Below are 21,275 nucleotides of genomic sequence, written 5' to 3'. Positions count from 1 at the left end.
ATGGCACCAGTGAACGCCGGGGATATGTTACTTGGCGTTGACTTTTGGCACGCTGTTGAGTTCTCAAGGAACGGACGCTTCCATTGAGACCCTGTCACCGGTCTCTCCGGGCGTTGCGTTCTTCGGTGTTTCTTTTGTCTTGCTTCTCTTCGAGGCTACCAGATCCGTTTTCCCGCTTTCAACTTGCCGCCGTTTTTGACTCTTTGGCAAGTCGGTGCTGAATCAGCTGTTGAGCAGGCCGCGCATCCGGTGTTTCTCGATGCATCCACCTTAGCAGGCTTTTGCGGGGCTCCGAACCACTTCTCGTTTTGTCCGCCGCCGGCGAACTCGTCGAAAAAAGCAAATTCGGACAACACAAAAGAAGAGCGGCCGGAGATCGCGAAGGCGATTCCGTTCGCTGTGCTTCGATGTGATGATCGCCGCGGGACCGGCCAATGCGCCACGAGCGCGAACCAGCTTCAGGCGCACGACGACGCGTGCTGCTCTGTAAGGGGTTCACGGGAAGGCGCACATGTCCGGATCTCCCGAACCAGCGACTCGGAAGACACTAGACGACTGGTCCGAACGAGTCAACCCCCGCCGACGGATTCCCGGTCCGGGCTCTCCTCGGCAGGGGTCGGCACGGTCCGAACTGCGCGGGCACGCGGGCGGATTGCCCGCCCGCGTGCCCGGCTCAGCCCAGCGTCAGGGCGCCCAGGTTCCGCTTGCCGCGTCGCAGGAGTGCCCAGCGGCCGTGCAGCAGGTCTCCGGCCCCCAGCGTCGCGTCCTCGTCCGTGACCTTGGTGTTGTTGACGTACGCGCCACCCTCCTTGATGGCGCGGCGCGCCGCCGACTTGCTGGTCACCAGGCCCGTCGCGACCAGCGCGTCGACCACCGTGGGCAGTTCGGCGACCTGCGCGGACGGCAGCTCCGCGACCGCCGCGGCGACGGTCGTGGCGTCGAGCGACGCGAGATCCCCCTGGCCGAAGAGCGCGCGGCTGGCCTCGACCGCGGCGGCGCACTGATCGGCGCCGTGGATGAGCGTGGTCAGCTCCTCCGCGAGCGCACGCTGCCCGGCGCGGGCCGCGGGCCGTTCCGCGGACTCGCGTTCGAGGTCCTCGATCTCCTCGTGCGTGCGGAAGCTGAACAGCCGCAGGTAGCGGGAGACATCGCGGTCGTCCGAGTTCAGCCAGAACTGGTAGAAGGCGTAGGGCGTGGTCAGTTCGGCGTCGAGCCAGACCGCGCCCCCTTCGGTCTTGCCGAACTTCGTGCCGTCGGCTTTGGTCAGCAGGTTCATCGTCACCGCGTGCGCGGGCCCGTGCGGAGTGTTGCCGGTCACGCGCCGGATGAGGTCGAGCCCCGCGGTGATGTTGCCCCACTGGTCGCTGCCGCCGATCTGGAGCGTGCAGCCGTGCCGCCGGTACAGCTCCAGGTAGTCGTTGGCCTGGAGGATCACGTAGCTGAACTCGGTGTACGAGATGCCCTCGCCGCCGAGGCGCGACTTGACCGTCTCGCGCGCGAGCATCTGGTTGATGCTGAAGTGCTTGCCCAGGTCGCGCAGCAGGTCGACGGCGGCGAGGTCCTGCGTCCAGTCGTAGTTGTTGGCCATGAGCGCCGTGGTCGGCGCATCGCCCTCGAAGTCGAGGAAGGCCGCGAGCTGGGTGCGGATGCGTCCGGTCCACTCGTGGACGGTCTCGGCCTCGTTGAGCTGCCGCTCGGCGGACGGCTTCGGGTCGCCGATGAGCCCGGTGGCCCCGCCGACGAGGGCGATGGGCCGGTGGCCGGCCCGCTGGAGGCGGCGCAGCGTCAGGATGATGAGCAGGTGTCCGACGTGCAGGCTGGCGGCGGTGGGGTCGAACCCCGCATAGACCGTCACGGGACCGTCCGCGAACGCCTTGCGCAACGCGTCCTCGTCGGTGGTCTGGGCGATCAGCCCGCGCCACCTCAGGTCCTCGACGATGTCGGTCACGGTGGTTCGTCTCCTTGCTCGGTGGTCGTGCTCGGGTGTGGGGGGGGTGCCGGAGGGTGGTGTCGCACCCGGCGGCACGTCTACAGCGTGCCCGACGGGTCGGGCACGGCGCGAACCGTATTGCGGCGGACCCTCGGCACGTGGGCGCGGTACGGGCTCACCGTCCGGTCGTCGGCCACGTGGAACCTCCAGGGGTACGCCTCCGGGTCGCCGCCGAGCCCGGCGACGCCCGTCCGGGGGCCGGTGCGAATCCTTTCAGGTGAAACAGGCGTGCCGTGCAGCAGCCGGAATCCGGTGCCGGGCGCGCACGCGTCCACGCCGTCGTCGGCGCGCCCGATGCCCAGGGCGACGGTGAGGCGCGCGGGTCCCTGGGCGAGTTCGGTGTCGCGCCGGGCTCCCGGCCGGCGGGCGCGGGCGGAGGCGACGCCGCCGGTGATCTCACCGGCCCGGATGAGCAGGCCGCACGCCTTGCCGGGGGTGCCGCACACGACGTTGACGCAGTGGTGCATGCCGTAGGTGAAGTACACGTACAGGTGGCCCGCGGGTCCGAACATCGTGGCGTTGCGCGGTGTTTTGCCCCGATATGCATGTGACCCCGGGTCGTTGGCTCCGTCGTACGCCTCCACCTCGGTGATGCGCAGGGTGACGGGGCCCTCGGCGGTGTCGCGGACGAGCAGGCGGCCCAGGATCTCGGGCGCCACGTCGAGGACGGGGCGGGCGAAGAAGGATCGGGGGAGAACCCGACGGGACGCGTCCGGCATGGGCCAGACTCTACGGCGACCGGACCAGACGTCTGTTCAGGGGAGCATCCATGGTGTTCAAGAAGTTCATGGCGAGCATGGGCGCCGGCGGGGCGTCGGTGGAGACCGAGCTTTACCGGCCCGATGTCGCGCCGGGCGGTTTCGCCGAGGGCGTGATCCGCATTCAGGGCGGCAAGGTCGACCAGGTGATCGAGGGCCTGTTCGTCGAGTTGCGCGCGGTCGTCGAGGTCGAGACCGAGGACGGCGAGTACAAGGTCAACCAGGACTTCGCGCGTCTCCAGGTGGGCGGCGGCTTCGCGTTGCGCGAGGGCGCGCGGCACGATCTGCAGTTCCAGCTGCCGATCCCGTGGGAGACGCCGGTGACGGTGTTCCGCGGCGTGCAGTTGCGCGGGACGAGCATCGGGGTGCGCACCGAGCTGGCGATCGACCGGGCGGTCGACAAGGGCGACCTGGACCCCGTCAACGTGCACCCGATCCCGGCGCAGGGGGCGATTCTGGACGCGTTCGGCAACCTGGGGTTCCACTTCAAGGGCGCGGACCTGGAGAAGGGCCACATCCGCAACACGCGTCAGCGGCTGCCGTTCTACCAGGAGATCGAGTTCGCGCCGTCGGGGCAGTACCCGAGGATCAACGAGGTGGAGCTGACGTTCATCTCGGACGAGCACGCCACCGAGGTGGTCCTGGAGATCGACAAGAAGGGCGGTCTGCTGAGCGAGGGCAGCGACGCGTACCGGCACTTCACGGTCGACCACGGCATGGTCGACGGCACGGACTGGGCTGCGTACCTGCACGGTTGGCTCGACGAGGTGGGCCGGCGGCGCGGTTGGTTCTAGGGCGGGGGCGGGCCCCGGCTCGGCGCGGGCGCGGGGGCGTGACCGCGTAGTGTCGGCGCGTACGCCCGACGTTGGTGTCGACGACGAAGAGGAGCCTGCCGTGTCGCAGTTGAGGATGCCGCCGCTGCCGTACGAATTCCTGCCGGAGAAGCCGTGGTTCACGGTCGAGAGCACGGACGTCACGGACGGCACGACGTTGCCTCTCCCGCAGGTGAGCGGAGTGATGGGCGCGGGCGGCCAGGATGTGTCCCCGCAGCTTTCGTGGGCCGGGTTCCCGGCGGAGACGAAGAGCTTCACGGTGACGTGCTTCGACCCCGACGCGCCGACGGGGAGCGGGTTTTGGCACTGGTCGCTCGTGGACATCCCGGCGTCGGTGTCGGAGTTGGCGGCGGGGGCGGGTGCGCCGGACGGCGGCGGGCTGCCGGAGGGGGCGTTCCACGTGCGCAACGACGCGGGCTTCCCCGGGTACGTCGGTGCCGCGCCGCCCGAGGGTCACTACACGCACCGGTACGCGTTCGTCGTGCACGCCGTCGGCACCGAGAAGTTGGGTGTGGACGAGAACGTCTCGCCGGCCGTGGTCGGGTTCCACTTGTTCTCGAACACGCTTGCCCGGGCGATCGTCACGCCGGTGTACGGCCGCTGAACGTTGTCCGACCGCGGGGTAATTGCGTTGTCGAGCGGATCGCGTCGCGGGCAGAGTGGACACGGCCCGCCGCCGCGCGGGGGCGGGCCGTGGATATCGCTCTGAACCGACGGACCGCCGATACCGAAAGGCGCGCATGACCTCCGCCGCACCTCCGCTTCCCTAGGACGTCCGCCCCTGTGGGGTGCCGGGCATCCCGGCGGGCGTGTGCCCGGCCGGTCGCATGCCCCGGGTTCCCGGCGGTCCCCACCCCGAAGGGAGGGCGGACGCATGCGGGACACGTTGGTGCTGAACGCGACGTACCAGCCGCTCGCGACGGTGTCGTTCCGTCGCGCGCTGGTGTTGGTGTTGCAGGAGAAGGCCGTGGTCGAGGACGCCGATCCGGGCCGTGTCGTGCGGGCCGCGGCGCTCGAAATGCCCGTTCCGCGGGTCATCAGATTGCTCCGCTACGTCCGTGTGCCGTTCCGACAACGGGTGTCGTGGTCGAAGCGGGGGGTCCTGCAGCGGGACGGCCGCAAGTGCGCGTACTGCGGGGGCCGGGCCACCACGGTCGACCACGTGCTGCCGAGGTCGCGTGGCGGGGCCGACTCGTGGCGCAACACGGTGGCCGCGTGCGCGGCGGACAACCAGCTCAAGGCCGACCGTACGCCGGAGGAGGCGGGCATGCGCCTGCTGTTCGAGCCGTTCGAGCCGGCGGGGACGCGGGCGCTCGTGCTGGCCTTCGGGGTGACGGCGGAGCAGCAGACGTGGTTCGGCGAGGCGGTGACGGCGTGAGGCCGCGGGCCCGGGACAGCGCGCGTCCGACGGCACGTCGTGCCGTCGGACGCGCGCTGCCGGCGTTCCGTCAGCCGAAGTTCCTGCGGGTCCAGGCGGCCCAGTCCTTCTCGAAGTCGTCGAGGCTCTTGCCCGTCGCGGTGCGGATCGCGGCGGCGGCGTCGCCCGAGGTGCCGCGGTAGACGTCGGCGATGAACGCGCAGGCCTTGTCGGCGCCGTAGGTGTCGGCGAGGTAGCGCAGGGCCAGGTGCGCCTGGTTGTAGGCGGCGTCGATGGTGTCCTCGTCGGAGGCGGCGAAGTCGTCGTCGGTGGGGAGTTCGCCGGTGAAGGTGCCGTCGTCGATCTGGCCGCCGACGGCGCGCGCCTCGTACGTCCCCTTGATCGACCGGTCGGCCTGCGCGACCCAGTCGGCGAAGCCTTCCGCGGCCCAGAGCGGGATGTCGCCGAAGTTCGCGGTCATGAGCGGGTCGAGCAGGGCGTGGACGAGTTCGTGCCGCAGGATGACGCGGGCGAACGCGGCGTCCTGGTCCATTTCGTCCAGGTCGATGACGACGCGGCTGCCGCCGACGCTGCGCCGGTCGTCGGCGGCGGCGAGCGGGAGGGCGAAGCCGGCCGCCCATTCGCCGGGGGGTTCGCTGCTGTAGAGCGTTTCGAACGTGGCGCGTTCGCGGGTGAGGGTGACGGCGAAGCCGGGGGCGACGCCGCCGGGGCCCTTCCAGGCGCCGATGTCGTAGACGGCGGCGGTTTCCGCCTGGTCGGCGCGGGTGCGCAGGTCGGCGGCCGTCGCGGCGGGGCCGAACACGACGACGTGGGGGCGGCGTTCGACGGCGAGGTCCCAGACGTCCCAGGGGGCCGGGTAGCCGGACGGGCCGAGCACCGTGCTGTCGCGTCCCCCGGCGACGTTGGTGATGCCGCAGACGTCGGCGGCGCTGACGCAGCGGATGGTCCACTGGTAGCGCTCGGCGACGGGACGCACGTCGACGTTGGCGAGTTGGTGCCGGAACGCGACGAGGACGGTGGCGTTGATCGGCCAGCCGTCGACGGCGCTGGGCTCGGTGCGCGCGTCGGCGACGTCCGTGGCCGACCACGTGCTCTCGGCGAACGGGACCTTGCGCAGGTTGGCGAACAGCCGGCGTTCGGTGTCCAGCAGGGCCTTGTTGTTCTTGTCCACCGTGCCGAGGAACGCGGTGGCGTCGTTCTTCGCGAGGGCGGCGGAACGGGTGCCCGCCAGCTTTTGGACGCGGGTCAGGACGCTCGCGCGCGAGGTCGACGACGCGTCCTCGCCCTCGAGTGCGGGGGGTTCGGTGGCGCCGTGCGGGATGGTGCCGTCGCCGTCCGGGTCGGTTCCGGTGTCGGGAGCCGCGGTGCCCGGGACGGGCGGCGGGGTGGGCGCGAGGCCGGCGTCGACGGCGGCGCGGGCTTCGCGGGCGCGGTCGTGGAGGCTCGTCGCGCCGGCGATCAGGACGGTGAGCGCGGCGAGAAGCGAGCAGACGATGATGGCGGCGGTGTGCCGGTCGCGCCGGGGGTCGACGACGGATTCCGGCCACAGTCCGAGCGCGTCGCCGGGGTGGCGGAACGCGACGGGGCCGCGCGGCGAGGGCGTGCGCGGTCCGGGGACGGGCACCCACTGGTACGTGCCGGGCAGCGGCGCGCGCGAGGTGTCGTGCGCGGTGGTGTCGGCGACGGCCGTCCCGCCGGGCGGCGGCGCGGCGTCCGGTGTCGGTATCTGACGGGGAATCAACCTGCTGTCGTGGCCGGGCCGGTGGTCGTCCGCGGTGCCGTGGGGCCCGTCGACCGTGGGCCGAGCCGCGTTGTGGTCCATGGTCATCCTCGTGCTGGTGTCCTCAGAGGGGTTCGGGTGCGGACGGACTCGCCCGTCAGATGGTGCTCTTCACCCACTGCGCCCATTTGGCCTCGAACGTCGCCAGGTCGAGTCCCGTGGCCGTCTTGAGCGCCGCGTCGAGTTCCCCGGGCGCCCGGTAGACGGCGACGACGAACGCGAACGTCTTGGCGGCGCCGTACTTTTCGACCATGTAGTGGAACACGGTCATGCTGAGGTGGTAGTTGATCCCGTTGGTCTCGGAGCCGTCGCCGTAGATGTCGTCGTCGGCGGGGAGCTTGCCCGGGAAGCTTGTGCCGCGCACGAATTCGCGGGCGGCCGGGGCGTAGAAGTCGCCGAGGAGGTCGGCCCACTCCAGGTATTCGGCGAAGCCTTCCACGACCCACAGGGGTATTCGGGCGTTCCGCGAGCCGCTGAACCCGGCGATGAGCGCGTGGCCCATCTCGTGCCGCATGACGGCGGTCTGGGCGTCGGCGGCGCCGAGGCCTTCGGCGTCGGTGTTCCAGGTGATGCGGCTGCCGGCGATCTGGCGGGCCGGTGCGCCGCCGGTGGGCGGCGGCGCGACCGTCCCGGCCGCCGCGGAGGTGTCCTCGTCGGGGTACAGGGGTGCGCAGAAGGCGACGGTGCCCGCGGGTGCGGTGCCGCCGTACGCGCGGCCGAAGGTGTCGGTGTCGGGGCTCGCGAAGACCAGGAACCGCGACGGGATTCCGGCGGGGCCCTTCCACAGTTCGAAGTCGCGTTTGGCGCTGGTCTCGGCGCGGTCCGCCCAGGTTCCGGCCCGGAAGCGGTCGGCGGTCGCGGCCAGCAGGATCACGTGGGGGCGTTCCACCTTGATCAGTTCGGCGAGGTCCCACGGCTGGGGGTCCTTGAACTCCACCGCGGTGACGCGCAGGGGGGCGCCGATGGCGTCGCGGGTGACGGTCCAGCGGTACGCCTGGCGGGCGGGCACGGCGTCCACGCCGGGTATCTGGTGCACGAACGCGAAGGTGAGCCGCGCGTTCACCGGCTCGGTGCCGACCGCCTTCAGGTTGCCGCCGTAGACGTTCTCCCAGCGGAATTCCGCGAATTGGAACGGGAGCAGGCGCAAGTTGGCGAATGTGCGCCGCCGTTCGGCGAGCAGCCCGGCGTCGCCTTGGTCGTACGGGGCGAGGAAGGCGTCGACGTCGCCGGTGCGCAGGGCCTGGGTCTGGGCGTCGGCGAGGGCCTTGAGTTGGTCGGCGGTGATCTCGTTGCGCGTCGCCGGGGCGGAGGCCGGTGGCCCGGTCGGGCGTGCGGGGGGTGCGCCGTGGGCGGCGGCCGAGGTGCCGCCGCGGGTCGCCTCGGCGACGTCGTGCGCGTCGGATCCGCCGAACAGGCCCGCGGCGCCCAGGAGTAGGGCGAGCACGGTGCCGATGACCATGACCGGGACCAGCGCGGGGTGCGGTCCGCCGCGCGATCGCGACGGGGCGGCCTCGGGGTCGGCGGGGGGTTCCGGGTCGGTTCCGGGCGGCGTGGTGTCGGGGGCGTGCCCGGGCGGTCGCGCCGCGGGTGTCGCGGGGCGCTCGGAGGTGTTCCCGAGGTCACGGCCGGGGTCGTGAGCGCCCTCGGTGGCGGGGGTGTGGCGGGCGTGCCCGGGGGTTCGCGCCGCGAATTGCCCGGGAGTTCGCCCGACGTCACGGCCGGAGTCGTGAGCGCCCTCGGCGGCGGGGGTGTCGCGGCCGGGACGCGCCGCGGTCTGCTCAGGGGTATGACGGTGGTCGTCGGCGCGGTCCGCGGGGGTGTCCTGGCCGGAATCGGACGGTAGCGCGGGGGTGTGACCGGACGCCCGCCCGGGGGCGCGCTCCGGCGCGTGGCCGGCGTCGTCCGGGCGTCCGGGCACGCTATCCCGAGGGGCGTCGTGAGCGCGGCTGTTGTCGGGCGCCGAGGCCCCGTCCGGCCGTTGGTCGGCCATGCCACGCCCTCCCCCGCGCCCGCCGCGACCGGCTCGTGCCGTGCCTCATCCGGGGGCGTGTTGCCTGATCATCCGCCATACCGCGTGCGCGGAGAGTACCGGGCGAACGCGACGCACCGTCAAGCGGGGCGGAAGTGCCGGCCCGGATGCGTCGGCGCGCGGTCCCCGGCTCGGGCGGGAATCCCACCGGTCGGAACAGGGGCCGCCCCGCGCGCCCGGCGTGGGCCCGCGGGGACGGAGCGTCAGTTCTTGTCCGGCACCCAGCCGGCGCGATGTGCGGTCAGCAGTTTGTCGGACGCCGTGCGCAGGACGGCCGTCTCGTCGTCGGTGAGGACGCGGAAGAACGCGTCCTCGGCGTCGCCCAGTATCCGGCGGCTGGTCTCGACGGCCTCGCGTCCCGCGTCGGTGACGTGCACGAGGTGGCGGCGGCGGTCCTCGGGGTTGCGGCGGCGCTCGGCGAATCCCCGGGCCTCGAGGTCGTCGATGACGCCGACCAGGACGTTCGGATCGATGCCCAGCATGCGGCTGACGTCCTGCTGGGAGAGCCCGTCGTACGCCAGCAGCGACTCCATGACGTGCACGTGCTTGGGCTTGAGCCCGATGCGGCCGAGTTCCGCCTCGGCCAGCGCGAGAAGCATCTCACCCACCTTGACCAGGCGGTATCCCGTTCTGCTTCCCATCGGTGGGCGTCGGTCCATGCGCTCGACTCTACCGGCCCGAAATCATATGTACTGCCTATGAAATGCTGTACCTATCGTATGCTGCCTTGACGATTTCATCGATCGGAAGGCCCGGTGATGTTCGCCGCCCTCGCACGCCTGACCACCGCCCGACCACGGCTGCTCCTGATCGGGGCGCTGCTGTTCCTGGCCCTGGCCGGAGTCGTCGGCCGCGGCGCCGCCGACCACCTGCTGGCCGGCGGCAACGAAGACCCCACCTCCGCGTCGGCCCGAGCCGCCGAGGCTCTCGACCGCGACTTCCCCGGCAGTCGGCCGAACTTCGTCCTGCTGGTGACGCCGCAGCCCGCGGGGACGGACCCGTCGCCCCCCGGTACGGCACTCGACGCGCCCGACACCGCGGCGCGGGCCCGCGCCCTCACCGACCGCCTGGCCGCCGAGCCCGGCGTGACCGGGGTGCGCTCGTACTGGACCACCGGTTCACCCGCGCTGCGCACCGACGACGGCCACAGCGGCCTGGTGCTCGCGCACCTGGAGGGCCGTGAGGACGCCGCGGCGGACACGCTCGACCGGATCGCGCCGACCTACCGCGGCACCCACGACGGGCTGGACGTGCGCATCGGCGGCGGGGTCGCGGTGCAGCACGACATGCAGACGACGATCTCCGAGGACCTGGTCCGCGCGGAGTTGATCGCGCTTCCCGTCACCCTGCTGATCCTCGTCATCGTGTTCGGCAGCGCGGTGGCGGCCCTGTTGCCGCTGGCGGTGGGGCTGTTCGCGATGTTCGGCACCAACGCGGTGCTCCGCGTGGTCGCGTCGGCGACCGACGTGTCGATATTCGCGCAGAACCTCACGACGGTGCTCGGCCTCGGACTGGCCGTCGACTACGGGTTGTTCGTGGTGCGCCGCCACCGCGAGGAACTCGCCCGCGGCGCCGACGTGCCGACGGCCGTGGCGGCGACCCTGCGCACCGCCGGGCGCACGGTGCTGTTCTCCGCGCTCACCCTCGCGGTGTCGCTCGCGGCGATGCTGGTGTTCCCGCAGTACTTCCTGCGCTCGTTCGCGTACGCCGGGATCCCGGTGGTGCTGCTCGCCGCGGTCGGCGCGCTGGTCATCCTGCCCGCGGCGCTCGTGCTGCTGGGCCACCGGATCGACGCCGGCGACGTACGCAGGCCGCTGCGGCGCGTCCGACTGCTGCCGCGGCGCGGGGCGGCGGGCCGTTCCGGCTCGGCGACCCCGGATGCGACCGAGCGTGAGGCGGGCTCGGGGTGGGCCCGGTTGGCCGGGGCGGTCATGCGGCGCGCGCCGCTCGTCACGGTGGTCACGCTCGGCAGCCTGGTGGTGCTCGGACTGCCGTTCCTGGGCGTGCAGTTCGGCACCGCCGACGACCGGCAGCTGCCGACGTCGGCGGAGTCCCGGCAGGTGCAGCAGACCATCCGGGACCACGTCGAGGGGCGTCCGTCGGGGACGATCGAGATCGTCGTGCGGGAGTCGACGGACGCGGCGGCCCGCGCGGACTACGCCGCACGCCTGTCGGCGCTGCCGGGGGTGGCACGCGTCGTCGGGCCCGAAGGAGTCTTCCGCGCGGGCGCGGCGGACGCCGCCGCGGGACCGGCCGAGCCCGGGCGCGTCGTGGGGGACAGCGCGTACCTGTCGGTGGTGCCCGCGATCGAGGACCTGTCGCCCGCCGGCCAGGACCTCGTCCGCGACGTACGGGCGACGCCGTCGCCGTCGCCGGTGCTCGTGGGCGGGCTGAGCGCGCAGATCGTGGACAGCAAGGACGCGATAGCCGAACGCCTGTGGGCCGCCGGGGCGATCATCGTCCTGGCGACGTTCGTGCTGGTCTTCCTGCTGACCGGAAGCGTCGTGATGCCGCTGCTGGCCATCGTGTTCGCGGCGCTGAGCCTGACCGCGATGTTCGGTGCCGTCGTGTGGGTGGTGCAGGACGGCAACCTCTCCGGCCTGCTCGACTTCACCCCGACGGGCTCGATCGAAACGGCGCTGCCCGTGCTGATGTTCTGCATCGCGTTCGGTCTCTCGATGGACTACGGGGTGTTCCTGCTCTCCCGGGTCAAGGAGGAGTACGACCTGACGGGTGATCACCGCCGGGCGGTGGCGGTCGGGTTGGCGCGGACCGGGAGCATCATCACCGCCGCGGCCTGCGTGCTCGCGGTCGTGATGGGCGCGATCGGCACGTCGCGCGTGACCAACACGATGATGCTGGGCGGCGGCCTCGCCCTGGCCGTCCTGGTCGACGCGTTCGTCGTCCGCAGCCTGCTGGTCCCGGCCGTGCTGGCATGGACGGGCCCCCGCGCGTGGTGGTCCCCCGCGCCGCTGCGCCGCCTCCACAACCGCTACGGCATCTCCGAATCCGACCCGACGCCCGCGCCGCCGCCCGCGGATCACAGCCCTCCGGTGTCGACCTCCAGCCACGAGTCGGCCGCCCGGTAACACCGCGGATCCCACGCCACCGACGGATCGGCCCCCAGCCCCTCCACCCGCGTCGCCGCGCGCGGGCGCGTCAACACCGCCGTATACCGCCGGTGAACGTGCCCGTGCCCCACCAGCCGCGGCCCCAGCGCGTCGCCCAGTTGGAAGACGCGTTCGACCCCGGTCCTCGCGGCGGCGTCGAGGACGCGGCGCACGTGGCCGGTGTCGCCGTGGGTGTCCCCCACCAGCAGGATGCGCATCGGTCTGCCCCCCGTGGCGTCCAGGTTTCGCACGCCCATGATCCGGGACCGCGGGCGGTGGGGGAAACGGTTTGCGCCGGGCGGGGGGAACCCGGCGGGTGGGGGGTGCGTCGTAGTCGCGTTGTCGTGCGGAGTGCGGTGCGGGAGGCGCGGATGTCGGGCAGTGGGCGGTGCGGGGTGCGGGCGCTGTGGGTGGCGCTGGCGGTCCTGGTGGTGCAGGTCGTGGGGGTGGTGCGGCCCGCGTACGCCTGCGGGTGCGGGGCGATGGTGCCCGGGGACCAGGCGACCGTGCGGGTGGGCGAGGAGACGTCCGCGGTGCTGTGGGACGGGCGGAGCGAGCAGATCGTCATGCGGCTGACGGTGTCCGGGGACGCGCAGAAGGCCGCGTGGATCATGCCCGTACCGACGCGCGCCGAACTCGCCTTGGGGGACGCGGAGTTGTTCGACCGGCTGGATCAGGTGACGGCGCCCGTCGAGAAGACGCGGCACTACTTCTGGCCGCGCGACGGCGACTGGCCGTTCGACGATGACGACGGGCGCCGTGACGGGTCCGCGAGCGCGGGGGCTCCCGGCGCGGCGGCTCCGCCGGTGAACGTCGTGGCGTCCGGAACGCTCGGCCCGTTCGAATTCGCGCAGTTGGCGGCGACCGACCCGGCCGCGCTGGAGGCCTGGCTGAGCGACAACGGCTTCACGATGCCGGCCGGGCTCGCCGATTCGCTGCGCCCGTACGTCGAGCAGGGCTGGGAGTACGTCGCGGTGCGCCTGACCCCGGCCGCGGCGTCGGCCCGCACGGGGACCACGTCCGGCTCCCGGCCCACCGCCGCGGCGCTTGGCGGCGAACTCGACCCGCTGCACCTGACGTTCGACTCCGACCGCCTCGTCTACCCGATGCGGCTGTCGCAGCGCGCGGCCAACGCGCAGACGCTGAACCTGTTCGTCTTCGCCCCGCACCGCGTGGAGGCGGTGGCCGACATCGGGGGCGGCGGCACGACCGAACTGCTGTACGCGGGGCGGCCGAACGCCGAACGCGTCGGCTGGCCGGGCGGCACGCCGGGGCAGGCGGACTACCTGACCGCGATGACCCGGCGGCTGCCGAAACCGTCGACGATCACCGGCGACTTCGAATTCCGTGCGGCGCCGAGCGACAAGGGGTTCCAACGCGTCGACTACACCGACAAGTTGCTGACCGTGGCCGGCGTCCCGGTCTGGCTGTCCGTGGTCTTCGGGCCGATGCTGGTGATCGCCGTCGGTTTGGTGGTGTGGGCGCGCCGGCGCCGGCCGCGGCGGCCGTCGTATCCGCCGCGCCCGGCGATGCCCCCGGCGTAGCCGTCGCGCTCAGGGCCCCGGCGCCACGAACGGCAGCCCGGCCGGGGCCCCTTCCGCGATCAGCCGGTCGACCGCGGCGTTGTCGAGATGGTCGGCGACGAGATCACCCAGCGCGTCGAGCCGCGCCTGCCGGGCCCCTTCGAACGACGTGTCGGGCGAGACGGTGAACCGGCGTCCGGACGACCGCGCGACGTGGGTCAGGAAGGCCCGCCGAAAGCCGTCGTTCTCCAGCGCCCCGTGCCACAGCGTCCCCCACGTCGCGCCCTGTCGGCAGCCGTCGAGCGGCACCCCGTCGACGCCGCGGAACAGCGGCTCGCCGCCTTCCACCGTGACGACGCCGTGGTGGATCTCGTACGCCGTCACCGGCTCGCCGTCGGCGAACCCCGAAGGCCGCGCGAGGGTCTTGTCGGCGTCGAAACGCACCCGCACCGGGAGCAGCCCGAGCCCCGCGACCGTTCCGCGCCGCGACTCCACCGCGTCGTCGATCTCCCGCCCGAGCATCTGGTACCCGCCGCAGATCCCGAGAATCGGCCGCCCTTCGACCGCGCGCCGGGCCAGCGCGGTGTCGAGCCCCGCCGCGCGCAGCCACGCCAGATCCTCGACCGTCGCGCGCGTACCGGGAACCACGACGAGATCGGCGTCCGCGATCTCCGCGGGAGACGCGACGAACCGGACGACGACCCCCGGCTCGACCGCGAGGGCGTCGATATCGGTGAAGTTGCTGACGCGCGGCAGCCGGACGACCGCGACGCGCAGGACGTCCTCGCCGAGCGGGGGGACCGGCGCGCCCCGGTCGGCGTCCAACGCGAGCGAGTCCTCCACGTCCAGCCACAGCCCGTGCAGGTACGGCAGCACCCCCAGCACCGGCCGCCCCGTCAGCGCGTGGATCCGCTCCAACCCCGGCGCGAGCAACGTGGCGTCGCCCCGGAACTTGTTCACGACAAACCCGCACACGAGGGCCTGGTCCTCGGGTGACAACAGCGCCACCGTCCCGAACAGGTGCGCGAAAACGCCGCCGCGGTCGATGTCCCCCACCACCAGCACCGGCAGGTTCGCGGCCCGGGCCAGTCCCATGTTGGTGATGTCCCGGTCCCGCAGATTGATCTCGGTCGGACTGCCCGCGCCCTCGCACACCACGACGTCGTACCGGGCCCGCAGATCGGCCAGCGACTCCAGCACCGCGGAGAACAGACGCGGCTTCAGATCCCGGTAGTCGAGCGCCGACACCTCGGCCACCGGCCGCCCGAGCAGCACCACCTGGCTGCTCATCGCCCCGCCCGGCTTCAGCAGCACCGGATTCATCGCCGCCTCTGGGACGATCCCCGCGGCGGCGGCCTGCATCGCCTGCGCCCTGCCGATCTCGGCCCCGTCGGCGGTCACCATCGAGTTGAGCGACATGTTCTGCGCCTTGAAGGGCGCGACCTTCACGCCCTCACGCGCCATCCGCCGGCACAGCCCGGCGACAAGCACGCTCTTCCCCGCATCAGAAGTGGTTCCGGCAACCAGCAACGCGCCGCGCATGGGCAAGTCCTCCGACGGTCGACAAGAGCCCGCCCATCGTCCCCGCCCGCCCCCGGCCCCGACACGCCGGGTACTCCGAAGCCACCCCGCGGTGTGGGGGCGGGCCCCGGGTGACGGCAGCGGGCGCGGCGTGCCCGACGCCGGGGTCGCCGCCGTCCCGCGACCGCCGCCCTGACCCGCAAACGCGGCGCCGGGACCGAGGTGGGCACGGCCCGTCGTCGTCAGCGGCGTCGCGGCGGGCGGGCGACGCGGCGCAGTCCGGACGTCGCGCGGAGGGCCGTGGTGGCGATGGCCGCGGCGGCCAGGCAGACGGCAGTGGCCAGGCGGGCGGCCCGGGGGACGTCCCGCGGGGTCGGGGGGCGGCCGTCGCCCAGCGGGGGGCGGTCCTCGCTGCAGCCGGCGTAGATGTTGCGGCCCCCGAGGCGGACGCCCAGCGCGCCCGCGGCGGCGGCCTCGCAGTGGCCGGAGTTGGGGCTGGGGTGGGCGCGGGCGTCGCGGCGGAGGACGCGGTGGGTCGCGCGGGGTGAGCCGCCGACGAGCGGGGCGGCGGCGACGGTGAGCAGGCCGGTGAGGCGCGCGGGGGCCCAGTTGGCGGCGTCGTCGAGGCGGGCGGAGGCCCAGCCGAAGTGGAGGTACCGCGGGGATTTGTGGCCGACCATCGCGTCGAGGGTGTTGACCGCGCGGTAGGCGAGCAGCCCGGGGAGTCCCGCGACGGCGCCCCAGAAGAGGGGGGCGACGACGGCGTCCGAGGTGTTCTCGGCGACGGATTCGACGACGGCCCGCGAGATCTGGGTGGCGTCGAGTGCGGAGGGGTCGCGGCCGACGAGGTGCGGGAGGCGGGCCCGGGCGGCGGCGAGGCCTACGGGGGCGTCGGGGTCGGCGAGCAGGGGGACCGCGATCGCGTGGGCTTCGCGGCGCAGCGTCGTACCGCCGAGGACCGCCCAGGTCGCGGCGGCGGTCACCAGGACACGGGCGGCGGGGTGACGCCGCGTCAGGCGGTCGGCGGCGACGCCGAGTGCCGCGGTGCCGGCGACGCAGAGCGCGGTGTACGCGGCTCCTCGCGCCCGGGAGTCGGCGTACATGCGGCGTTCGAGCGCGCCGGCGGCGGTGCCGAAGAGCGCGACGGGGTGGCCGCGCCGGGGGTCGCCGACGGCGGCGTCGGCGGCGACGCCGAGGACGAGGCCGAGTGCGGGGATGCTCCCGGTCGGTGCCGGACGGGTGGTGCGCGCTACCGCTGGTGTCCGCTTCGGGGGGCGGATCGGCATCGGGGGTCCTTCCGGGGCGTGGGGACGAGTACACGGGCGGGCGGGGGGCCGGGTGCGGCGGACGCCGTGCGGTGCCGCGCCCTTCCGCGACGGGGGCGGCGCGGGTCCGTCCGTACCGTCTCTCGGGCTTCGGGGGGCCACCGCCGTGGCGGGATATCCGGAAGCCGTCGGCCCGCGGTTCCGGGAGCCGCGCGGTCACGAGATCAGAAGCCGGACGACGGCGGTCGTGCCGACGACGACGATCACCCCGCGCAGAGCGCTCGGCGGCAGTTTGCGGCCGATCTTGGCGCCGATTTGGCCGCCGATGATCGACCCGACGGCGATGAGCAGGACGACGAGCCACGCCACGTCCGCGACGATGATGAAGATGATCGCGGAGACGCCGTTCACGAGCATCGCCAGGACGTTCTTGGCCGCGTTGATCCGCTGCATCTCCTCGTTCAGGAACACGCCCATGAGGCCGAGGAGCAGCACGCCTTGCGCGGCGCCGAAGTAGCCGCCGTAGACGCCGGTCGCGTACACCAGCCCCAGCAGCAGAGGCCCGCCGTGCGCGGGGGGTGCCGCGTCGCGGCGTTCCTTGAGCCGCCGGGAAAGCCGGGGCTGGATGACCACGAGGACGAGCGCCGCGATGATGAGCACCGGCACGACGGCCTTGAACGCGCTCGCGGGGAGGGTGAGCAGCAGGATCGCGCCGGTGATGCCGCCGAGGACCGACGCGGTACCGAAGCGGATCAGGCGCCCGCGCTGTCCGGCCAGTTCGCGGCGGTATCCGATCGCGCCGCTGAGCGACCCGGGGACCAGTCCGATCGTGTTCGACACATTCGCGGTCACCGGTGCATAACCGAAGGCCAGCAGTACGGGGAACGTGATCAGCGTGCCCGATCCGACGATCGTGTTGATCCCGCCGGCAGCGACGCCGGCGCCGAAAACGGCCAGCTGTTCCAGCCAGGTCATGTCCGTGGTCCCTTTGACGTCCGTCCCGTCGGATCCGCGATCCGTACAAGCGTTCCCCGCGGAGGAACCCTAACGGTCCGCGTCGCGGGGACGGGGGGGTCACCCGCGCCCCCGGGACACCGGCGGGCCGCCCGTGACGCGGTGAACGCCGGGGCCCACACCATCGGTGTGGGCCCCGGCGTTCGATGTCCCGCTCTCGGGGGTGACGCGGATCATGCCCGCCGCCCCCGCCGCGTCCGCGTGCGGCGGATAGCCGCCTATCCCAGGGGACCGTTGTCGCGAGGCTGCCTGCGGCCGGGCGTCCCCGGGCGCTCGATGCGCGGCGGTTCGACCTGCGTCCCCGAACCCTGTGGACGGCGGCGCCCGACCTCCGGGCCGGGGAGGCTCGACGGGCCGGACTCCGCGTACGGCTCCGGCTCGTCGGGCGCGGTGTCGGACGGCGGTGCCTGCGCGGGAATGCCCGGCACGGTGGCGGAGATGTCGGACGGCGTCTCCGCCGGGTCCTTGGCCCCGCGCGGGAACGCGGCGGGCTCGTTCGTGGCCGGCACGGGCGGCGGGCCGGGCGGCAGCGCGGCGGCGCCCGCCGGGGGCACGCCGGTCAGGTTCCCGAAGGCCCCGCCGAGGCCTTCCAGCGCACGGCCGATCTCGCTCGGCACGATCCACAGCTTGTTCGCGTCGCCCTGCGCGAGCTTCGGCAGCATCTGGAGGTACTGGTACGCGATCAGCTTCTGGTCGGCGTCGCCGTCGTGGATGGCCCGGAAGACCGTCTCGATGGCCTTGGCCTCACCTTCGGCCCGCAGCGCGGCGGCCGTGCGCTCACCCTCGGCACGCAGCACGGACGCTTCCTTCTCGCCCTCGGCGATGAGCACCTGCGAGCGCTGCGTGCCCTCCGCGGTCAGGATCGCCGCGCGGCGGTCGCGCTCGGCGCGCATCTGCTTCTCCATCGACTCCTGGATGGAGGGCGGCGGCTCGATCGCCTTCAGTTCGACGCGGTTGACGCGGATGCCCCAGCGCCCGGTCGCCTCGTCGAGCACGCCGCGCAGACCGGCGTTGACCTCTTCGCGCGAGGTGAGCGTCTGCTCCAGGTCCATGCCGCCGATGATGTTGCGCAGCGTGGTGATGGTCAGTTGCTCGATCGCCTGGATGTAGTTGGCGATTTCGTAGGTCGCCGCCCGCGGGTCCGTCACCTGGAAGTAGATGACGGTGTCGATCTGGACGACCAGGTTGTCCTCGGTGATCACCGGCTGCGGCGGGAACGGCACCACCTGCTCGCGCAGGTCGATCATCGTCCGCACGCGGTCGATGAACGGCACCAGGATGTTCAACCCCGCGTGCAAGGTCCTCGTGTACCGCCCGAACCGCTCGACGATCGCCGCGCTCGCCTGGGGGATGACCTTGACCGTACGGACCAGGGCGACGATCACCAGCAGGACGAGAACGATGACGACGATTGCGACGGCCACGGCCCCTCCCCGATTTGTTGATTTACTGAGACGACCTTAGGGGTTTTCGGCGCCTGTTGCTGCGCCAATGCGCCCGAAGCTTGCCCCGCACGGAAGTTGGCGACGCTTCGGCGCGGGCCACGGGCCGTCGTACGGTCGCACCATGTCGGTCGGTGTCGTCTCTTGTCGGACTGACGTCAGATGACGATCGCGGTCGCGCCGTCGATCTCCGCGACGTCGACCTTCTCCCCCGGCTCGAACACCCGCGTGGTGTCCATGGATCGCGCCGACCAGACCTCACCGGCGAGCTTGATCCGGCCGCCGTTCTCGTCGACGCGTTCGAGGACCAGGGCGGTCTTGCCGGTCAGCGCCTCGATCCCGGTGCGCGTGCGCGCCCCGCCCTGCAACTGGCGTATCGCTATGGGCCGGACGAATATGAGCAGGGCGATCGAGACGACGGAGAACACGACACACTGGCCGACCAGGCCGAGGCCCAGTGCGGCGGCAAGCGCGGCGGCGAGCGCGCCGACGGCGAACATGCCGAACTCGACGACGGAGGTCACGACACCGGCGATGCCGAACCCGCCCAGGGCTATGAGCCACCACATCCATGCGTCCACACAGCCATGGTAGGCCGGAACATTCACGGACAGCAGTGCCGCGACGGGTGAAGATCCGCCGAACTCGCCCTTTTGTTCGGGGTGTTCGCGCGGAGCGAGGCAAACAGGGGTGTTTTGCGGGGAGTTGGCGGGATTTCACGCTGTCGCGGGAGACGCCCAAGATGTCGGCCGCGGCACTGCACACGTGTCACGCGCGGACGGCCGCCGCGGACTCAACTCCCCATCGGCAGGCCCTGCGCCGACCAGCGCTCGTCCTTCCGCTTCACCACGAGCGGGAGGCCGAAGCACAGCGACAGGTTCCGCGACGTCAGCGTCTCCTCGATGGGCCCGGCGGCCAGCACCTTGCCCTGACGGATCATCAGCACGTGGGTGAAACCGGCCGGGATCTCCTCGACGTGGTGGCTCACCATGATCATCGCGGGTGCGATCGGGTCGGACGCCAGGCGGCCGAGCCGCCGCACCAGGTCCTCGCGACCGCCGAGGTCCAGCCCCGCGGCCGGCTCGTCGAGCAGCAGCAGCTCGGGGTCGGTCATCAGCGCCCGCGCGAGCTGCACGCGCTTGCGCTCGCCCTCCGACAGCGTGCCGAAGCGGCGTTCGACGAACTGCGACATGCCCAGCTGGTCGAGCAGGAACAGCGCGCGGTCCTCGTCGCTCTCCTCGTAGCGCTCACGCCAGGTCGCGGTCATGCCGTACGCGGCGGTCAGCACGATGTCGAGCACCTTCTCGCGGCGCGGCAGCCGCTCGGCGAGCGACGCCGACGCCATGCCGACGCGCGGGCGCAGGTCGAACACGTCGACCGAGCCCAGCTTCTCGCCGAGCACGAGCGCATTGCCGGACGTCGGGAAAACGTAGCTCGCCGCGATCTGCAGCAACGTGGTCTTCCCGGCGCCGTTCGGGCCCACGACGACCCACCGCTCGCCTTCCGCGACCGACCACGTGACCTGTTCCACAAGGTGATGACCGCCACGGACGACGGATACGTCCACCAGCTCGAGAACGTCACTCATAGCGCGTACCAGCTCCCCTTGCGATGCAGCCCGCGGTCGACTCGCCACTCGTGGAGAAACCTATGACACCGCGACGGTTTAGTCTCAACCGCATGCTTGATGCCCCCCGCTCCGGAGTCCTCGTCGCCTGGGCGAACGCCCTGCTGTCGGGCCGGGTCGCGCCCGACGACGCCGTGACCCGGATCACGGACGGGGACGACCCGCACCGCGTCGTCGGGCTGCCCGGCGAGTCGGGCGAGGTCGGTCTGAGCCTCGCGCTCGGGCGGCTGCGCGCGCTCGGTGTGACCGGTCTGCGGCTCGCGCTCCCGGCACCCGGCGACCCGCTCGGGCTGCCGGGCCCGCCGGCGTTCAACGACGCGGCGCTGGAGGCCGGCGAGGCGGCCGTCACGGTCGGGCTCCGGGGCCACCAGCTCGGCCTGGTTCCCGAGGCGTCCGTGTACGGCCCGGCCGGGGACCAGGCGGTGCGGGTGCTGTGGCGGGTCCACGAGGTCGCCGACCGGCCGCCTTCGGGCCCGTTCCTCGCCGAGGCCGACCGCGAGCTGGCGGGCGCGCTCACGCAGGCGACCGCCGAGCTGCTGCGCCTGGACGTGGCCGGTACCGGCGCCCGCGCACACGCGGTGCGTGCGGCGCTCCACGACCGGGGTTCCGGCTCGTCCGCCGAATCGCCGCTCGCTCCGGGGTGTCCGCCGCGCGCGGTCCGCGTCGTCGAGCAGGCACGCCGGGTCACGGCGATCCTGGCGATCGCCGCCGGGGACCACGGCGCGGCCCTCAACGCGTACGAGATGAGCGCCCGCGCGAGCACCCTCGCGCCGTTGGAGCGCGCGTGCCGGCGGGCGTTGGTCGCGGCGTTCGGTGCGGCGCTGGAGCCCTCGGCGGCGGAGTGACCCGCGGCACGCGCGACGCCCCGAGCCCCGACCGCGTCGTCGCCGCGCGGGAACGTCGGCCACGGAACGCCCCTCGTGACACGGGCGACCGCACCGGCTCGAACCCCGCGGCCGATGCCCGGTATTGGGTCCACGCCGCGCCGCCCACCCGCCGCGTGCC

17 protein-coding genes and 1 pseudogene are annotated in these 21,275 nt (G+C 72.8%); 6 read left to right on the top strand and 12 right to left on the bottom strand.

Features of this window, described 5'->3' with window-relative positions:
- Positions 1 to 673: 673 nt before the first annotated feature.
- Positions 674 to 1,948: a tyrosine--tRNA ligase gene (gene tyrS, locus LO772_RS25650; RefSeq protein WP_231774397.1), complete on the bottom strand. Its 1,275-nt coding sequence runs from the start codon at positions 1,946 to 1,948 to the stop codon at positions 674 to 676.
- A gap of 80 nt (positions 1,949 to 2,028) precedes the next feature.
- On the bottom strand, positions 2,029 to 2,709 hold the full coding sequence (locus LO772_RS25645) for a DNA-3-methyladenine glycosylase (RefSeq protein WP_231774396.1): 681 nt from the start codon (positions 2,707 to 2,709) through the stop codon (positions 2,029 to 2,031).
- Between the two features lie 50 nt (positions 2,710 to 2,759).
- On the opposite strand from LO772_RS25645, the gene LO772_RS25640 reads away from it, so the two are divergent.
- From LO772_RS25640 to LO772_RS25630, 3 genes are all read left to right on the top strand, one after another.
- The gene (locus tag LO772_RS25640; protein ID WP_231774395.1) at positions 2,760 to 3,542 is read left to right on the top strand and encodes a sporulation protein; all 783 of its coding nucleotides are present in this window, start codon (positions 2,760 to 2,762) and stop codon (positions 3,540 to 3,542) included.
- Between the two features lie 115 nt (positions 3,543 to 3,657).
- Positions 3,658 to 4,185 (top strand): YbhB/YbcL family Raf kinase inhibitor-like protein, encoded by a 528-nt coding sequence (locus tag LO772_RS25635; RefSeq protein ID WP_443089471.1) that lies wholly within the window; start codon positions 3,658 to 3,660, stop codon positions 4,183 to 4,185.
- Between the two features lie 270 nt (positions 4,186 to 4,455).
- Positions 4,456 to 4,959 (top strand): HNH endonuclease, encoded by a 504-nt coding sequence (locus LO772_RS25630; RefSeq protein WP_231774393.1) that lies wholly within the window; start codon positions 4,456 to 4,458, stop codon positions 4,957 to 4,959.
- 70 nt (positions 4,960 to 5,029) lie between these two features.
- On the opposite strand, the gene LO772_RS25625 is transcribed toward LO772_RS25630, so the two are convergent.
- The 3 genes from LO772_RS25625 to LO772_RS25615 form a co-directional block, all read right to left on the bottom strand.
- Entirely contained in the window at positions 5,030 to 6,781 is a 1,752-nt protein-coding gene (locus LO772_RS25625; protein ID WP_231774392.1) for a peptidase MA family metallohydrolase, read from the bottom strand.
- Between the two features lie 55 nt (positions 6,782 to 6,836).
- Entirely contained in the window at positions 6,837 to 8,729 is a 1,893-nt protein-coding gene (locus tag LO772_RS25620) for a peptidase MA family metallohydrolase (protein ID WP_231774391.1), read from the bottom strand.
- A gap of 242 nt (positions 8,730 to 8,971) precedes the next feature.
- Positions 8,972 to 9,427, bottom strand: a complete 456-nt coding sequence (locus tag LO772_RS25615) for a MarR family winged helix-turn-helix transcriptional regulator (protein ID WP_231774390.1) — start codon at positions 9,425 to 9,427, stop codon at positions 8,972 to 8,974.
- Between the two features lie 99 nt (positions 9,428 to 9,526).
- On the opposite strand from LO772_RS25615, the gene LO772_RS25610 reads away from it, so the two are divergent.
- A complete protein-coding gene (locus tag LO772_RS25610; RefSeq protein WP_231774389.1) occupies positions 9,527 to 11,857 on the top strand; it encodes an MMPL family transporter in 2,331 nt (776 codons plus the stop codon).
- Here LO772_RS25610 and LO772_RS25605 read toward each other — a convergent pair.
- The gene (locus LO772_RS25605) at positions 11,809 to 12,096 is read right to left on the bottom strand and encodes a hypothetical protein (protein ID WP_231774388.1); all 288 of its coding nucleotides are present in this window, start codon (positions 12,094 to 12,096) and stop codon (positions 11,809 to 11,811) included. The genes LO772_RS25610 and LO772_RS25605 overlap by 49 nt on opposite strands.
- Before the next feature lie 153 nt (positions 12,097 to 12,249).
- Here LO772_RS25605 and LO772_RS25600 point away from each other — a divergent pair, with 153 nt between their 5' ends.
- Entirely contained in the window at positions 12,250 to 13,422 is a 1,173-nt protein-coding gene (locus LO772_RS25600) for a DUF2330 domain-containing protein (RefSeq protein WP_231774387.1), read from the top strand.
- 9 nt (positions 13,423 to 13,431) lie between these two features.
- Here LO772_RS25600 and LO772_RS25595 read toward each other — a convergent pair whose 3' ends face one another.
- From LO772_RS25595 to LO772_RS25570, 6 genes and pseudogenes are all read right to left on the bottom strand, one after another.
- A complete protein-coding gene (locus LO772_RS25595; RefSeq protein WP_231774386.1) occupies positions 13,432 to 14,943 on the bottom strand; it encodes a cobyric acid synthase in 1,512 nt (503 codons plus the stop codon).
- 221 nt (positions 14,944 to 15,164) lie between these two features.
- Positions 15,165 to 16,208 carry a cobalamin biosynthesis protein gene (locus LO772_RS25590; protein WP_231774385.1) on the bottom strand — a complete coding sequence of 348 codons (1,044 nt, stop codon included), beginning with the start codon at positions 16,206 to 16,208 and terminating at the stop codon, positions 15,165 to 15,167.
- A 195-nt stretch (positions 16,209 to 16,403) separates the two neighbouring features.
- Positions 16,404 to 17,162, bottom strand: coding sequence for a sulfite exporter TauE/SafE family protein (locus LO772_RS25585; protein ID WP_231774384.1), 759 nt, complete (start codon positions 17,160 to 17,162; stop codon positions 16,404 to 16,406).
- Positions 17,163 to 17,716: 554 nt separating this feature from the next.
- Positions 17,717 to 18,625: pseudogene (locus tag LO772_RS25580) on the bottom strand (SPFH domain-containing protein); the annotation flags it as partial.
- Positions 18,626 to 18,801: 176 nt separating this feature from the next.
- A complete protein-coding gene (locus LO772_RS25575; RefSeq protein WP_231779716.1) occupies positions 18,802 to 19,212 on the bottom strand; it encodes an NfeD family protein in 411 nt (136 codons plus the stop codon).
- A 224-nt stretch (positions 19,213 to 19,436) separates the two neighbouring features.
- Entirely contained in the window at positions 19,437 to 20,231 is a 795-nt protein-coding gene (locus LO772_RS25570) for an ABC transporter ATP-binding protein (RefSeq protein ID WP_231774383.1), read from the bottom strand.
- A 92-nt stretch (positions 20,232 to 20,323) separates the two neighbouring features.
- On the opposite strand from LO772_RS25570, the gene LO772_RS25565 reads away from it, so the two are divergent.
- Entirely contained in the window at positions 20,324 to 21,115 is a 792-nt protein-coding gene (locus tag LO772_RS25565) for a hypothetical protein (protein WP_231774382.1), read from the top strand.
- The last annotated feature ends 160 nt before the right edge of the window (positions 21,116 to 21,275 follow it).

Source organism: Yinghuangia sp. ASG 101 (assembly GCF_021165735.1).
Classification (GTDB): Bacteria; Actinomycetota; Actinomycetes; order Streptomycetales; family Streptomycetaceae; genus Yinghuangia.
Note: the sequence above shows the minus strand (reverse complement) of the source record. Positions and strands in the feature narration are given on the sequence as shown.